This window comes from Aequorivita sp. Q41 (genome assembly GCF_039831855.1).
Lineage (GTDB): Bacteria > Bacteroidota > Bacteroidia > Flavobacteriales > Flavobacteriaceae > Aequorivita.
The window spans coordinates 985,482-1,000,932 of record NZ_JBDPMS010000001.1; the positions used below are offsets into that span (position 1 = coordinate 985,482).

A 15,451-nucleotide genomic window follows, 5' to 3' on the forward strand; every position below is an offset into this window, starting at 1 on the left:
GACCTGTAGGGTTTTTTACCTTGCAGGTCTTTTTTAAATATGATTTTTCAATACAAAACTACTCCAATATATTACGAAACCTTCGGAAAGGGTTCAGCGATTGTACTTTTACATGGCTTTTTGGAAAGCACTACCATGTGGAAATCTTTGATTCCACAATTGTCTAAAAACAATACTGTTATTACGATTGATTTGCCTGGGCATGGAAAAAGTGAGGTTATTTCTGAAATACACACCATGGAATTAATGGCAGAAGTTGTGGCCCAAATACTTCAGCAATTGCAAATTTCGAAAGCCTCATTTATTGGGCATTCCATGGGCGGATATGTTGCCCTAGCCTATACCGAATTATTTTCAGAAAAAGTTGTGCAATTAATTCTTTTAAATTCTACTTCAATCGCAGATTCTGAGGAACGAAAAGAAAATCGCAACCGAGCCATTGCTATTATGGACCAAAATCCAAAGGCTTTTATAAGCATGGCCATTGGAAATCTATTTGCTGAAACCTCTCGGAAAAAATTTTCTAAAGAAATTGAAGCCTTAAAAGCGGAGGCTTATTCGTTTCCTGTGGAAGGCATAAAAGCAGCAGCAAAAGGCATGCGTGACCGAAAAGACCGAACCGCAGTTTTTAAAAATTTTGAAAATGAAAAACATCTAATTTTAGCCGAAGATGATCCAATTCTTACAATAGAAGAAGGCAGAAGGCTTGCAGAAAACTGTAATGTCTCACTTAAAATTATAGCTGGTGGGCATATGAGTGTAATTGAAAACCAAGAAGCTGTTTTAGCCTTTTTTCAAGATGTATTTAATTAAAATTTGATTTTTACACACTATTCATTGTTTTTCAATGCGTTCCAACCTCTTGCTATCAAAGGTATTTTTGTGCCCACGCGGCTTATTAGGTGGACCCCTTCTTTTTTATGAGTTATATGCCCAATTACTGTAAGATGTGGGTTTGCTTTTATTTTTGGGTAATCTTCAGTTTTAATAGTGAAAAGCAGTTCATAATCTTCCCCTCCACTCAAGGCAATTGTGGTACTGTCTAAGTTAAACTCTTCGCATACAGAAATAACTTGCGGATCGAGTGGTATTTTTTCTTCAAACAGATTACAACCCACGTTTGAATTTTTACAGATATGAATAATTTCAGAAGACAACCCATCACTTATATCAATCATGGCAGTAGGTTTTACGTCCAATTCGCTTAATAGCGCTTGAATATCTTTTCGTGCCTCAGGCTTCAATTGTCTTTCCACCAAATAGGAATATGGTTCTAAATCTGGCTGTGAATTCGGGTTTACCTTAAACACTTCTTTTTCGCGTTCTAAAACCTGAAGCCCCATATACGCTGCGCCAAGATCGCCTGTTACAACCAATAAATCGTTTTCCTTTGCCCCAGATCTATAAACTGCTTCCCCTTTATTTACAACTCCAATTGCGGTAATACTAATCAATAAACCTGTTGTAGACGAAGTGGTATCGCCACCAATTACATCTATAGTATAGCTTTGTGCAGCAGCTTGAATCCCTGCATATAATTCTTCCAAGGCTTCTACAGGAAATCTATTAGAAACTGCAATGCTAATTGTAAGCTGTGTAGGTGTTGCGTTCATAGCATAAATGTCTGAAAGATTTACCATTACAGCTTTGTAACCTAAATGCTTTAAAGGCATATAACTTAAATCGAAATGCACTCCTTCCAAAAGCAAATCTGTGGAAACAACTAATTCCTTATCTGAATCGCAAGCAATAACCGCAGCATCATCGCCGATACCTTTAACGGTTGATTTTTGTTTTAGCTTAAAATTTTTGGTTAGGTGGTCAATAAGTCCAAATTCACCTAAATTATCTATTCCTGTTTTAGAATTTTCTTTATTATCAAACATCTTGTAGTATATTGCAATTTTTAGCAAAAATACACTATCAAATTTCAAAAAACGAAAATGAAAGTCATTTTCACTAAAACTGTTAAATATTCACTAGCATACTAATATTTAAACCATTGCGTTTGTTTATTAGAATAAAATATAGTTACATTTACGCTTATCCCTAACAAAACATATAAACATGAGAAAAATACTACAAATTTTAACATTATTAATCACTTCAGTTATAATTGCACAAACACCATGTGAAAATGGCATGGCTGGACCGTATCCATGTAAAGGCATGGATCTTTTATCAAATATTGGTTTAAATACATTTACATCTGATAGAGGAAATGACTCTTGGGGATGGACAGACCCTCAAGATGGAAAAGAATATGCAATAATGGGCTTGGGAAATGGAACTGCTTTTGTAGATATTTCTGACCCTATAAACCCTGTTTACCTTGGTAAATTACCAACACATACAGGAACTAGTACATGGAGAGATATAAAAGTTTATAAAGACCACGCATTTGTTGTGAGCGATATAAATAGTGGTAGTCATGGAATGCAAGTTTTTGACCTTACCAGACTTAGAAGTGTTGCAACCCCCCCAGAAACGTTTACGGAAGATGCACATTTTAATGGTTTTGGAAACTGCCATAATATTGTTATCAATGAAGAAACCGGGTATGCGTATGCGGTAGGTGCCCGTGATGCAAATGGCGGTGGTCCAATCTTTATAAATATTCAAGATCCACTTAATCCTGTGCAAGAAGGAGAATTTACAGACGATAACTACTGTCACGATGCACAAGTAGTAATATATGACGGCCCAGACACAGATTATACAGGGCAAGAAATTTTATTTGGAAGTAATGCAGATAGGCTTTCTATTGTTGATGTTACAGATAAAGCAAATCCAATTGGAATATCCACAGGATTGTATGGTAGTACTTCATATACACATCAAGCATGGCTTACCGACGACAAACGTTACTTAATTCTTGGAGACGAGACAGATGAAACAGATCTTGGATTTAACACCAGAACCATTATTTTTGATGTTAGTGACCTTGATAACCCAGTAGTACACTTTGAGTATGAAGCTGATGTTGCAGCAATAGACCACAACGGCTATGTTTTAGGAAATGAATTTTATCTTTCTAGTTACCGTGCCGGTTTACGAATTTTTGATATTAGCGACATTGCCGGTGAAACCATGGTAGAAACTAAGTATTTTGACACCTACCCTGGAAGTGATTCTGCAAACTTTGACGGCGCCTGGAGTGTTTACCCTTATTTTGCAAGTGGAAACATTGTGATTAGTGATATAAACAGAGGGCTTTTCATCGTTAGGGATTCAACATTAGGACTTAACGATACTTCTGCAGCAACATTTGCAGTATTTCCAAACCCAGCAGAAGATTTAGTAAATATAACTTCAAAATCAGAGCCTATCACTAACGTTCAAATTTATAATGTTCTTGGACAAAAAGTGTTAGATAAAAACTTTACAGAAAGTTTTTCAGAAAACATCAATATTACCACCCTTCAAGCTGGAACGTATGTATTGAAAATTAATTCAACTACAGCCAAAAGACTGATAATAAAATAAATACAAACTTATTTCCTCACTTATGCAATCTATTGAAATACCTAGATTAAAAACACTTGCCGTATTGTTATCATTTACATTTGTGTTTTTTTCTTGCGGAAAAGATGACGAAATAAACCCCGATCCTGATCCAGATACCGAAATTATGGGGGAAATTGAACTCGTAAAAACCTATGGCGGTAGCGGAATAGATGAAGCAGTTTCAATAGTAGAAGCAACAGACGGAAACTATGTTATTCTTGGAACTACACGAAGTAGCGATGGCGATATTGTTGATAAAAAAACCAGTAAAGATTCTGACTTTTGGCTAATTAAAATTTCAAAGGCCGGAGAGCTACTCTGGAGTAAAACCTACGGGGGAAGCGCTGATGATAACGCAGCCTCCATATCAAAAACAAACGATGGCGGCTATTTGTTAAGTGGATTTACCACAAGTAATGATGGCGATGTTTCTGGAAACGAAGGCTTTCAAGACTTTTGGATTGTAAAAGTTGATGCCTCCGGAAATAAAGTATGGGATAAAAACTTTGGTTTTTCAGGAAGCGACCAAGCATTTAAAGCCTTTCAAACATCAGATGGCGGTTATTTTATAACTGGATATTTCGATGTTTCTGCAAGTGGAGGAGCTGGGAACGATCTTCAAAAAGGAGCATTACATGGAGTCGGGGAATATTGGGGAATAAAACTTGATAGCAACGGAAACAAAGAGTGGCGTAGGTTTTTTGGCGGTAGCAATAACGACCGTAGCTATGATGCCTTAGAAACAGAAGATGGCGGATTTTTAATGACAGGTACCTCTGAAAGTATTGATTTTGATAAAACTGACCCAAAAGGAAGTTATGACTATTGGGCAGTTAGAATTACTTCAACTGGCGATTTGCTCTGGACAAAATCTTTTGGAGGTAGCGAAATAGACAATAGCTACGCCTCCACCCAGACCAAAGACGGTAATTTTATTATGGTTGGCGACTCTCGAAGTGAAGATCAGGATATAACAACTCCAAAAGGAAATGCAGACGCTTGGATCGTTAAATTTGATAAAAACGGAAATAAAATTTGGCAAAAATCTATTGGAGGGTCCCTCTTTGACACCGCAAGAAGCATTGTGGAAAGAAGTAATGGAAATTTTATTCTTTCTGGTCACAGCCGAAGTAGTGATGGCGATTTAGACAACAATAAAGGTGTTAACGACGCCTGGGTATTTATAATAGATAACGATGGAAATTTAAAATTTCAGAAAAATATTGGAGGATCCAGGTTAGATTATGCCAATGAAGCTATTGAAACTTCCGAAAATAAAATAATAGTAGTAGGAAATAGCGAAAGCAGCGACCATGACATTCCTTCAAACAAAGGGTTTAAAGACGCCTTAATCATTAAATTAAAATAAACAAAAAATAAATTTTTTTTTACAAATGAAAAAAATAACCTTCTTATTAATCTTGGCTATAAGTGCCATAGGCTGTGGTAGTGATGATGATGATGCAATAGAAATTCCTGGATGTATAGACCCAGAGTCTACCAATTACAATCCACTTGCCACGACCGATGATGGCTCATGTATTTACAATCAAAATGTTACTTTCAACTTTACCCAAGATTGGGATGGAAAACCCGTAACAGCTGCTGATTTTAACACAACGGTTTATACCAATGAAGCTGGAAACGAATTAAAAATTTCTAAACTTCGTTATTTAATTTCTAGAATATCACTTCACAAAGCAGATGGAACCTCAGTTGATTTTGAAGATTATAGTTTAATTGATTTAACAGATTCAACAACATTAAACCTTAGCCCAGAAACAAAACTTACCACTGGCGATTATACAGGTATTTCATTTGTGTATGGTTTTAATGAACAAGACAATGAAAGTGGTGCTTATCCAGACCTAAATGCAGCCACTTGGAACTGGCCTGAAATGCTTGGAGGCGGCTACCATTTTATGCAAATGGAAGGTACTTTTGAAGATAATACAGCCACTACACAACCCTATGCATACCACAATGGTACTGCGCGTGAAAGCGTAGGAGTATTTGAACAAAATTTTATCGCTTTTAGCTTCGATAAAAATTTTACAATTAGTAGTGATGCAACAATCGAAATAAAAATGAATATTGCTGAATGGTACAAAAACCCATTGGTTTGGGACTTGAACGACAGAAGTACAGACCTAATGATGAACTATACAGCCCAAAAAGACATGAATAAAAACGGAGAAAGCGTTTTTAGTATTGGAGACATCACAGATTAATATTTTTAAATGAAGGAACGGTCAGAAAAAAAACATCTATTATTCATTGGCTTTCTGGCTCTCAGTCTTTTGTTTGCTTGTTCATCAAATGATTCGGAGCCTGTTGAGCCATCATCAGAGGCGTATATACCCACCCCAAAACCACTGACCGTTCCTTCTATTTTCAAACGTCTTTTACCCCCACCCTATATTCCAGCAGACAATCCACAAACTGAAGAAGGCGTAGCCTTAGGAAGAAAACTATTTTTTGACCCAATACTTTCAGGCGATGGAACTCAAGCCTGTGCATCCTGCCATAAACCAAAAAATGCCTTTACAGACGATACCCGTTTAAGCGTGGGCATTGATGGTATTCAAGGCACTAGAAATTCTATGCCACTGTATAATATGGCTTGGAATACCAATCAGAAATTATTCTGGGATGGTCGTGCAAATAGCATCGAAAGTCAAGCTCTTGAACCTGTAGCGAACCCCATAGAAATGCATAATACTTGGGAAAATGCCGTTGCAAGTTTGCAAAGCCATAGTATATATCCAGAACTTTTCAACAAAGCATTTGGCACTTCCAATATTACAAAAGAACTAACCGCAAAAGCCATTGCTCAGTTTGAACGAACACTTATCTCTGCCAATGCGCCATTTGATAAATATTTGTTAGGTGAAGGATCATTAACGCCTCAAGAAATAAACGGTTTTGAAATTTTTATGGACGAAGAGCGTGGTGACTGTTTTCACTGCCACGGAAACGAAAACAGCCCATTATGGACCGACAATATTTTTCACAACAATGGCTTAGATGCTATCATAACAGACAAAGGCCTTGGAAACATCACTGGAGATCCTAATGACGATGGAAAATTCAAATCCCCTTCGTTACGAAATCTAGCCTATACCGCACCCTATATGCACGATGGACGTTTTGCTACCTTAGATGAAGTAATAAACCATTATAGTGAAGGCTTAGTATACTCACCAACTATAGACCCACTCATGAAAGCTATCTCGGTGGGAGGCGTGCATTTAACCGAATCAGATAAAGCAGACTTAAAGGCATTCCTGCTTTCCCTTTCAGACCCCTCCTTTATAAACAATCCAGATTTTCAAGATCCAAATTAAAAACCAGCCTACTACACCGATTTTAATTATTACTTAAAACTATGAAACTATAGTTTTAAATACTACCATTACTATGGTTAAAAGTACTATTTAATGTATCTTTGCGGTCTAATTTAGAATTAATCTAATATGATTAAGGTAAGTGAAAATGCAAAGACAAAAATAGCCCAATTAATGGCTGAAGAGGGTTTTAATATAATCCAAGATTTTGTGCGTGTTGGTGTAAAAAGCGGCGGGTGCTCAGGCTTGAGTTATGAGTTAAAATTTGACCACAGTTTAGGCGAAAATGATAAACTTTTTGAAGAAGAAGATGTGAAAATTGCGGTGGACAAAAAAAGCTTTTTGTATCTCGTTGGTACCACACTTGAATACAGTGGCGGCCTTAACGGAAAAGGATTCGTTTTTAACAATCCGAATGCAAACCGTACTTGCGGATGTGGAGAAAGTTTTTCACTTTAAAAAACAACAAAGATGGCGAAGTTTACTGAAGATGATTTAAAAAAAGAATTAGAAACCAAAGAATATGAATATGGTTTCTACACAGATATAGAATCTGACACCTTTCCTGTTGGGCTTAATGAAGAAATAGTGCGTGCTATTTCTCTAAAAAAAGAAGAACCAGAATGGATGACGCAATGGCGTTTGGAAGCATTCCGCTACTGGCAAGAAATGGTAGAGCCAGAATGGGCGAATGTACATTATACTAAACCTGATTTTCAGAATATATCGTATTATTCTGCTCCAAACAAAAAACCAAAATACAACAGCATAGACGAGGTAGACCCTGAACTTTTAGATACTTTTAAAAGATTGGGAATATCGCTAGACGAGCAAAAGAAACTTGCTGGCGTTGCCGTAGATATTGTAATGGATTCCGTTTCTGTTGCAACTACTTTCAAAAAAACATTAGCAGAAAAAGGAATCATTTTCTGTTCTATTTCTGAAGCAATAAAAGAGCATCCAGAATTAGTGAAAAAATATTTAGGAACTGTGGTGCCACAACGCGATAATTATTACGCCGCTTTAAACAGCGCCGTTTTTAGTGATGGCTCCTTCTGTTACATTCCAAAAGGCGTACGTTGCCCAATGGAACTTTCTACGTATTTTAGAATAAATCAAGCAGGAACTGGGCAGTTTGAAAGAACACTCGTTATTGCAGATCAAGGAAGCTACGTGAGTTACCTTGAAGGTTGTACGGCGCCAAGCCGTGATGAAAACCAACTTCACGCAGCAGTTGTAGAGTTAATTGCCTTAGATGATGCTGAAATAAAATACTCCACGGTTCAAAACTGGTTTCCGGGTGATAAAAACGGAAAAGGTGGTGTTTATAATTTTGTTACAAAAAGAGGACTTTGCGAAAAAAATGCAAAAATATCGTGGACCCAAGTTGAAACAGGAAGTGCTGTAACATGGAAATACCCAAGTTGCGTGCTAAAAGGCGATAATTCCATAGGCGAATTTTATTCCATTGCGGTTACCAATAATTTTCAACAAGCCGATACGGGAACAAAAATGATTCACATTGGTAAGAACACAAAAAGCACGATTATTTCAAAAGGTATTTCTGCAGGAAAATCACAAAATAGTTATCGTGGATTAGTGAAAATTATGCCAAATGCAGACAATGCAAGAAATTTTTCACAATGCGATTCTTTATTGATGGGTAATAGCTGTGGCGCACACACCTTCCCATATATAGAAGCAAAAAACAAAACCGCTCAAATAGAACACGAAGCAACCACCAGTAAAATTGGTGAAGACCAAATATTTTATTGCAACCAACGGGGTATCAATACAGAAAAGGCGATTGCATTAATCGTTAATGGTTTTAGCAAAGAAGTACTAAATAAGCTTCCCATGGAGTTTGCTGTTGAAGCACAAAAATTATTGGAAATAAGCTTAGAAGGTTCTGTTGGTTAATAATTCATAAAAAAATTCATTATTTTAAATAACTAAATATCCATTAATTATGAAAAAAATCATTTTGATGCTTATGTTTTCAATTGCCGTTTTATCCTGCAAAAATTCTGAAGAAAAAAACAAAGAATCTGAGGAAGTTACTGTTGAAAACTCAGAAAATACAAAAATTTATAGTGGTGATTTTATTAATTCAGAAGACGCACTTGTACTGATGGGCCCCACTTATATTTATGGTGTTAAACGTGATGCAATGGCAAAAGAGCTTACCGAAAAAGTAGCTTCGGTAAAAACAAATGATTTCGATATGGTTAAAGTAACCGTTCGAGGGATTGTTTCAAAAAATACAGATGGGGAAAACGAATGGGAAGAAACCCTAACAATCAAAGAAATTTTGATGGTTAGCGACAAAGCTTCAGAAGCAGATATTAAATTAGAAGAAACAGCTAAGAAAAAGTAAAATGTTAAAAATAAAAGATTTATACGCAGGCCTTGAAGGAAAAGATATATTGCAAGGTATCAACCTAGAAGTTAAGGCAGGTGAAGTTCACGCAATAATGGGCCCGAACGGTTCTGGAAAAAGCACGTTGGCATCTGTAGTGGCAGGAAAAGAGGAATTTGATGTTACAAGAGGCTACATCACTTTCGACAATGAAGATATTTCGGAATTGGATCCCGAAGAAAGAGCGCACAAAGGTATTTTCCTTTCGTTTCAATATCCTGTTGAAATTCCAGGTGTTTCGGTAACCAATTTTATAAAAACAGCTATCAATGAAACCCGTAAGTCTAAAGGACAAGAGGATATGCCTGCTGCAGCAATGTTGAAAATGATAAAGGAAAAAGCAGCAATGTTAGAGATTGACCGTAAATTTCTTTCACGCTCTTTAAACGAAGGCTTTTCTGGTGGGGAAAAGAAACGTAACGAAATCTTCCAAATGGCAATGTTGGAACCTAAACTTGCTATTCTTGACGAAACAGATTCTGGATTAGATATAGATGCCTTAAAAATTGTAGCTAACGGTGTAAACAAACTTAAAAGTGAAGCCAATGCCGTAGTTGTAATAACCCATTATCAGCGACTTTTAGATTATATAGTTCCAGATTTTGTACACGTACTTATGAATGGCAAAATTGTAAAATCTGGCACCAAAGAACTAGCTTACGAGCTAGAAGAAAAAGGATACGACTGGATTAAGGAAGAATTGGTTTAAAAAAAAACCAAAAACAAAAACTTGAAACAAAATTTTTCATGAGTTTTAAAGACAAATTATTATCATCATATATCGCTTTTGAAGACCATTTGGAAGAAGATTCTCCATTGCATGATCTTCGCAATGCGGCAATAAAAACTTTTGAGGAAAAAGGATTTCCGACAAAAAAAGAGGAAGCTTGGAAATATACTTCCCTAAATTCTCTGTTGAAAAACGATTATAACATCTTTTCAAACAAGGAAAGAAATATCGAATTGAAAAACGTTCGTAAATATTTTCTTCATGAAATAGATACCTATAAAATAGTTTTTGTAGATGGCGTTTACAGTTCTTTTCTTTCAGAAACAACACACGACACTCTAGATGTTTGCTTAATGTCTTCTGCCTTAAACAAAAGCAAATACAAGCCTGTAATTGAAGCTTATTTTAACAAAGTAGCAAAAAGTGACAGCCTAACAGCATTAAATACAGCTTTCACTAAAGAAGGCGCATACATTCACATTCCAGCGCATAAGGAAGTTGAAAAACCTATAGAAATAATCAATTTTTCAACAGGAAACGAAGCAGCTATATTTCTTCAGCCAAGAAATCTAATTGTGGTTGGTGAAAATGCACATGTTCAAATTATTGAGCGTCACCAAAGTCTTTCAAGCAATGCAGTTTTAACCAATTCCGTTACTGAAATTTTCGCTGAAAAACGCGCCTATGTAGATTATTATAAAATTCAGAACGATGTTGAAACAGCTTCGTTAATTGACAACACATACATTTCACAAGAACGCGATACTGTTTGCCGAGTGCATACGTTTGCGTTTGGAGGAAATATAGTTCGTAACAACCTCAACTATTATCAAAATGGGGAGCATTGCGATTCTACACTAAAGGGTATTACCATTCTGGAAGGTAAGCAACACATAGATCACAATACATTGGTACACCATATTGCACCTAATTGTGAAAGTCACCAAGATTATAAAGGTCTTTTTGCGGAATCATCTACTGGAGTTTTCAATGGAAAAATTATTGTTGAGAAAGACGCTCAAAAAACGGACGCTTTTCAGCAGAACAATAATATTTTGATTGACGACAAAGCAACAATAAACGCAAAACCACAGTTAGAGATTTTTGCAGATGACGTAAAATGTTCGCACGGCTGCACCATTGGTCAGTTTGATGAAGATGCACTTTTCTACCTGCGTAGCCGCGGAATTGGATTAAAAGAAGCACGCGCTTTATTGATGTATGCTTTTGCTAATACCGTTTTGGAAAGTGTAAAAATTCCAGAATTAAAAGTGCGCATCAACAAGCTTATTGCCAATAAAATTGGAGTGAGTTTGGGGTTTGAGCTTTAAAACAATTCCTTTTTATGAGTTTTGATATCCAAAAAATACGCAACGATTTCCCAATCCTAAAACGGAAGGTAAACGGCTATCCGCTGGTGTATTTGGATAATGCCGCAACATCTCAAAAACCGCAGCAGGTTATCGATTGTATCGTAGATTATTACAGCAATTACAACGCAAACATTCACCGTGGCGTACATACACTTTCGCAAGAAGCAACGGATGCGTATGAAGCTGCTCGCAAAAAAATACAAACTCATTTTAATGCGAAAGAGGCTTATGAAATCCTCTTTACCTCCGGAACTACACACGGTATAAATTTGGTTGCAAATGGCTTTTCTGAAATTCTGGAAAGAGGTGACGAAATAATAGTTTCAGCAATGGAGCACCATAGCAATATTGTGCCTTGGCAAATGCTTTGTGAACGTACCGGCGCAGTTTTAAAAGTAATCCCGATGAATCAGGAAGGTGCTTTAATTTTTTCAGAATATAAAAAATTGCTTTCCGAAAAAACAAAACTTGTCTTTGTAAACCATATTTCGAATGCTTTGGGAACAATAAATCCAATTGCAGAGATTATAAAAAAAGCACATGAAGTGGGAGCTGCTGTCCTTGTGGACGGCGCACAATCTTGTTCACATATAAAACCAGATCTTCAAAAACTGGATGTAGATTTCTACGTAACATCTGCTCACAAAATGTGCGGCCCAACAGGCATTGGGATTCTTTATATGAAAGAAAAATGGGGCAATACGCTTCCGCCATATCAAGGTGGTGGCGAGATGATTGCCGAAGTTACTTTTGAAAAAACTACCTATGCAGGGCTGCCGCATAAATTTGAAGCGGGAACACCAAACATTTGTGGTGGAATTGCTTTTGGAGCTGCAATTGATTACTTAAACGCCATTGGTTTTGAAGCGATTGAAAATCATGAAAATGAATTGCTTGCATATGCCACAAAAAAACTTTTAGAGATTGAGGGCTTAAAAATTTACGGCACTGGTTCTGAAAAAACTTCTGTAGTTTCTTTTAATATTGAAGGAATTCACCCCTACGACATTGGAACGATTGTTGACAAATTAGGCATTGCAGTACGTACTGGCCACCATTGCGCACAACCCATAATGGATTTTTATAAAATACTAGGAACCGTACGGGCTTCCTTTGCTTTTTATAATACTTTAGAGGAAGTGGATGCGCTTGTAGCAGCTGTAAAAAAAGCTAAAATGATGTTAAGTTAGCTAATCACCGCTAATAAAACTTGAACTTTGATAATTCAACTTTAAAACATACCAATTATGAAAACATTGGCCACCATGTCCCTTTTAATCTTCACGGTACTATTTACAAGCTGTGACGAAACAAAAAAAGTAATAGACGTTGCTGGAAGTGTTCAGCTTACAGGAAACTATAATGTTACTGCTTTGAATGGAAAAAAATTATCCGAGAGCACCATCAGCCCAACTTTTAGTCTTTCTGCTTTAAATAATTCAATACAAGGCAACACTGGCTGCAACTCCGTATTTGGCAATTACACTATTGATCTTTACGCAATAAATTTTAGCGATCTTGCTGTAAGTGAAAAAATGTGTACTGATAAAAATATTATGAAAACAGAACGCGATTTCTTGAATGCATTGCATAATACTGGAAGTTATGCACTGCAAAATGGGGTTTTAACGCTTTATTCTAACATGGACAGAAGTATCCTTCTTTCAGCTACAAAAAATACACAATAGACTATGACGATTGAAGCAATACAAGAAGAGTTGATTGACGAATTTTCATTGTTCGACGACTGGTTACAGCGTTATGAATACATGATAGACTTGGGGAAAACCCTCCCATTGATTGATGAAAACTTGAAAAGCGACGACAAGCTTATTAAAGGCTGTCAAAGCAAAGTATGGCTTAATTCTGAATTAAAAAACGATAAAGTAATTTTTACAGCAGATAGTGATGCAATAATCACCAAAGGAATTGTTGCAATACTAGTTCGCGTTTTTTCAAACCAAAAACCTCAGGCTATACTTGATGCAAATACTAATTTTATTGATGAAATTGGCCTAAAAGAACACCTTTCACCTACCCGTGCAAACGGCTTGGTCTCAATGATAAAACAGATGAAAATGTATGCTTTAGCATATCAAACACAACTAAAAAACTAAACAAATGGAACCAGATATAGACATGGCCGAATTGGGTGAGAAAATTGTAAAAGTTTTAAAAACTATATACGACCCTGAAATACCAGTAGATATTTATGAGCTTGGGCTTATTTATGATGTTTTTGTAAATGAAGATCTAGAGGTAAAAATATTGATGACCCTAACTACCCCTAATTGTCCCGTGGCAGAAAGTTTACCATTGGAAGTTGAAGACAAGGTAAAATCAATGAAAATAATAAAAGACGCTGAAGTAGAAATAACCTTCGATCCGCCTTGGAGTCAAGAACTAATGAGTGAAGAAGCCAAGCTAGAATTGGGAATGCTATAAAAACATTCCGTAACAGGTAACAGTACGATACTAAACTTATTTAAAAGTGTCTAAAGAAATAATAAATCGCGTAGCGAATAGTAAACTTAAAACCTTCGACCTTGAGGAAATTTATCCAAAAGGGGAACGGGTTTCTTTTGATATTTCCCAATGGCTATTAGAAGGTATCATCCTTCGTGAAACAGAATTTCGAGAAAAAGCAAAAGCGCATGCTTGGAGTCAATATCAAGACAAATACATAGCGCTTTATTGCAGTACAGATGCCATTATTCCTGGTTGGGCATATTTACTTTTATCAATGCACGTAGCTCCATATGCAAAAAAAGTAACCGTCGGTAACTTGGAAGAATTAGAAAGCATCCTTTTTGCTGAATTACTGCAGCAAATTGACATTTCAGAATATAAAGACAAGCCTGTTATTATTAAAGGATGTGCACATAAGCCCATCCCACAAAACGCTTATGTTTTGCTAGCACAAAAACTTCAACCTATTGCTAAAAGTATTATGTATGGTGAAGCATGCTCCTCAGTTCCACTATTTAAAAAAATCTAAAACTTTAATAAATAATTATTTTTTAAGCATCTTTTTAAGAAATGTTTAAAAGAGTGATTACTTTTGCACGCATAAAACCTCGAACAATGAAAAAAATTATTTTTATTACACTTTTTTTTGCTTTCCCTTTAGCGCTAATTGCTCAAGAAGAAGCTCCTAAAGATACTATTCCTAACGGGTGGACTCGTGCAGGTAATATTTCTTTATTATTTAATCAAGCCGCATTTAACCATGAATGGACAGGGGGTGGAACATCTAATTATTCAGGAAATATCTCTCTTACTTATGATTTTAATTATAAACACGATAAAATTTCTTGGAACAACCGTCTAATTGGTGAATATGGTATATCTAAAAATAAAGATGATAAATACTCGCGCAAAACCAATGATCGGTTAGAATTAAACTCAATTTTAGGGAGACAGATAAAAGAAAGTAACTGGTACTTATCTCTATTTTTCAACTTCAAGACTCAGTTTGCACCTGGTTATACCTTCAATGAAGATTTAACCCCAAGCGATGCTGGATACCGTACGGAGACAACTCACTTTTTATCTCCTGCATACATCCAGTTTGGACCTGGTATCCTTTGGAAAAAAAGCGATAATCTATATGTGAATGTTTCTCCAGCAACGGCTAAATTTATCCTAGTTGACAAAGAATATACTACTGTTAATGAATCTATTCCTGGTGCTTTAGACGCCTATAACGAAAGTAAATATTTTGGTGTAGCGGCTAATGAAGGCAACCGTTTTGAATTTGGCGCTTCACTTTCTGCATATGCAAAGTTTGATATTATGGCGAATATTTCTGCAGAGAATATTTTAAACCTTTACTCAAATTACCTTGAGGATCCACAAAACGTAGATTTAGATTATACATTCAACCTTGTTATGAAAGTTAATAAGTATATTTCTACTAATGTAACTTTCCAAGCCATTTATGATGACAATGCTGTTGAAGGCTTCCAAATTCGTGAAGCGTTAGGTGTTGGTGTAACATATGGTTTCTAAAAAATATATTTTAAAAACTGAAAGCCGATTCAAAGTATTTGAATCGGCTTTTTTATGCTCTTTT

The 15,451-nt window shown here is 36.1% G+C and carries 17 protein-coding genes; 16 read left to right on the top strand and 1 reads right to left on the bottom strand.

Features of this window, described 5'->3' with window-relative positions; translation table 11 throughout:
* Nucleotides 1-39: 39 nt before the first annotated feature.
* Nucleotides 40-813 carry an alpha/beta hydrolase gene (locus ABJ955_RS04630; RefSeq protein ID WP_347373431.1) on the top strand — a complete coding sequence of 258 codons (774 nt, stop codon included), beginning with the start codon at nucleotides 40-42 and terminating at the stop codon, nucleotides 811-813.
* 17 nt (nucleotides 814-830) lie between these two features.
* Here ABJ955_RS04630 and thiL read toward each other — a convergent pair whose 3' ends face one another.
* Nucleotides 831-1,886, bottom strand: coding sequence for a thiamine-phosphate kinase (gene thiL, locus ABJ955_RS04635; RefSeq protein ID WP_347373432.1), 1,056 nt, complete (start codon nucleotides 1,884-1,886; stop codon nucleotides 831-833).
* Between the two features lie 181 nt (nucleotides 1,887-2,067).
* On the opposite strand from thiL, the gene ABJ955_RS04640 reads away from it, so the two are divergent.
* From ABJ955_RS04640 to ABJ955_RS04710, 15 genes are all read left to right on the top strand, one after another.
* Nucleotides 2,068-3,486: a choice-of-anchor B family protein gene (locus tag ABJ955_RS04640; protein ID WP_347373433.1), complete on the top strand. Its 1,419-nt coding sequence runs from the start codon at nucleotides 2,068-2,070 to the stop codon at nucleotides 3,484-3,486.
* Nucleotides 3,487-3,508: 22 nt separating this feature from the next.
* Entirely contained in the window at nucleotides 3,509-4,876 is a 1,368-nt protein-coding gene (locus ABJ955_RS04645) for a hypothetical protein (protein WP_347373434.1), read from the top strand.
* Nucleotides 4,877-4,901: 25 nt separating this feature from the next.
* A complete protein-coding gene (locus ABJ955_RS04650) occupies nucleotides 4,902-5,738 on the top strand; it encodes an MbnP family protein (RefSeq protein ID WP_347373435.1) in 837 nt (278 codons plus the stop codon).
* A 9-nt stretch (nucleotides 5,739-5,747) separates the two neighbouring features.
* The gene (locus ABJ955_RS04655) at nucleotides 5,748-6,854 is read left to right on the top strand and encodes a cytochrome c peroxidase (protein ID WP_347373436.1); all 1,107 of its coding nucleotides are present in this window, start codon (nucleotides 5,748-5,750) and stop codon (nucleotides 6,852-6,854) included.
* A gap of 129 nt (nucleotides 6,855-6,983) precedes the next feature.
* Nucleotides 6,984-7,313, top strand: coding sequence for an iron-sulfur cluster assembly accessory protein (locus ABJ955_RS04660; protein WP_347373437.1), 330 nt, complete (start codon nucleotides 6,984-6,986; stop codon nucleotides 7,311-7,313).
* 12 nt (nucleotides 7,314-7,325) lie between these two features.
* On the top strand, nucleotides 7,326-8,774 hold the full coding sequence (gene sufB, locus ABJ955_RS04665; RefSeq protein WP_347373438.1) for a Fe-S cluster assembly protein SufB: 1,449 nt from the start codon (nucleotides 7,326-7,328) through the stop codon (nucleotides 8,772-8,774).
* A gap of 49 nt (nucleotides 8,775-8,823) precedes the next feature.
* Nucleotides 8,824-9,231: a hypothetical protein gene (locus tag ABJ955_RS04670; protein WP_347373439.1), complete on the top strand. Its 408-nt coding sequence runs from the start codon at nucleotides 8,824-8,826 to the stop codon at nucleotides 9,229-9,231.
* Between the two features lies 1 nt (nucleotide 9,232).
* A complete protein-coding gene (gene sufC / locus ABJ955_RS04675; RefSeq protein WP_347373440.1) occupies nucleotides 9,233-9,982 on the top strand; it encodes a Fe-S cluster assembly ATPase SufC in 750 nt (249 codons plus the stop codon).
* Between the two features lie 38 nt (nucleotides 9,983-10,020).
* Nucleotides 10,021-11,334 (top strand): Fe-S cluster assembly protein SufD, encoded by a 1,314-nt coding sequence (gene sufD, locus ABJ955_RS04680; protein ID WP_347373441.1) that lies wholly within the window; start codon nucleotides 10,021-10,023, stop codon nucleotides 11,332-11,334.
* A 14-nt stretch (nucleotides 11,335-11,348) separates the two neighbouring features.
* Entirely contained in the window at nucleotides 11,349-12,566 is a 1,218-nt protein-coding gene (locus ABJ955_RS04685) for a cysteine desulfurase (RefSeq protein WP_347373442.1), read from the top strand.
* 57 nt (nucleotides 12,567-12,623) lie between these two features.
* Nucleotides 12,624-13,064 carry an META domain-containing protein gene (locus ABJ955_RS04690; RefSeq protein ID WP_347373443.1) on the top strand — a complete coding sequence of 147 codons (441 nt, stop codon included), beginning with the start codon at nucleotides 12,624-12,626 and terminating at the stop codon, nucleotides 13,062-13,064.
* 3 nt (nucleotides 13,065-13,067) lie between these two features.
* Nucleotides 13,068-13,493 (top strand): SufE family protein, encoded by a 426-nt coding sequence (locus tag ABJ955_RS04695; protein WP_347373444.1) that lies wholly within the window; start codon nucleotides 13,068-13,070, stop codon nucleotides 13,491-13,493.
* A gap of 4 nt (nucleotides 13,494-13,497) precedes the next feature.
* Entirely contained in the window at nucleotides 13,498-13,821 is a 324-nt protein-coding gene (locus ABJ955_RS04700; RefSeq protein ID WP_347373445.1) for an iron-sulfur cluster assembly protein, read from the top strand.
* A 46-nt stretch (nucleotides 13,822-13,867) separates the two neighbouring features.
* The gene (locus tag ABJ955_RS04705; RefSeq protein ID WP_347373446.1) at nucleotides 13,868-14,374 is read left to right on the top strand and encodes a DUF2480 family protein; all 507 of its coding nucleotides are present in this window, start codon (nucleotides 13,868-13,870) and stop codon (nucleotides 14,372-14,374) included.
* A gap of 86 nt (nucleotides 14,375-14,460) precedes the next feature.
* The gene (locus tag ABJ955_RS04710) at nucleotides 14,461-15,387 is read left to right on the top strand and encodes a DUF3078 domain-containing protein (protein ID WP_347373447.1); all 927 of its coding nucleotides are present in this window, start codon (nucleotides 14,461-14,463) and stop codon (nucleotides 15,385-15,387) included.
* Nucleotides 15,388-15,451: the final 64 nt, after the last annotated feature.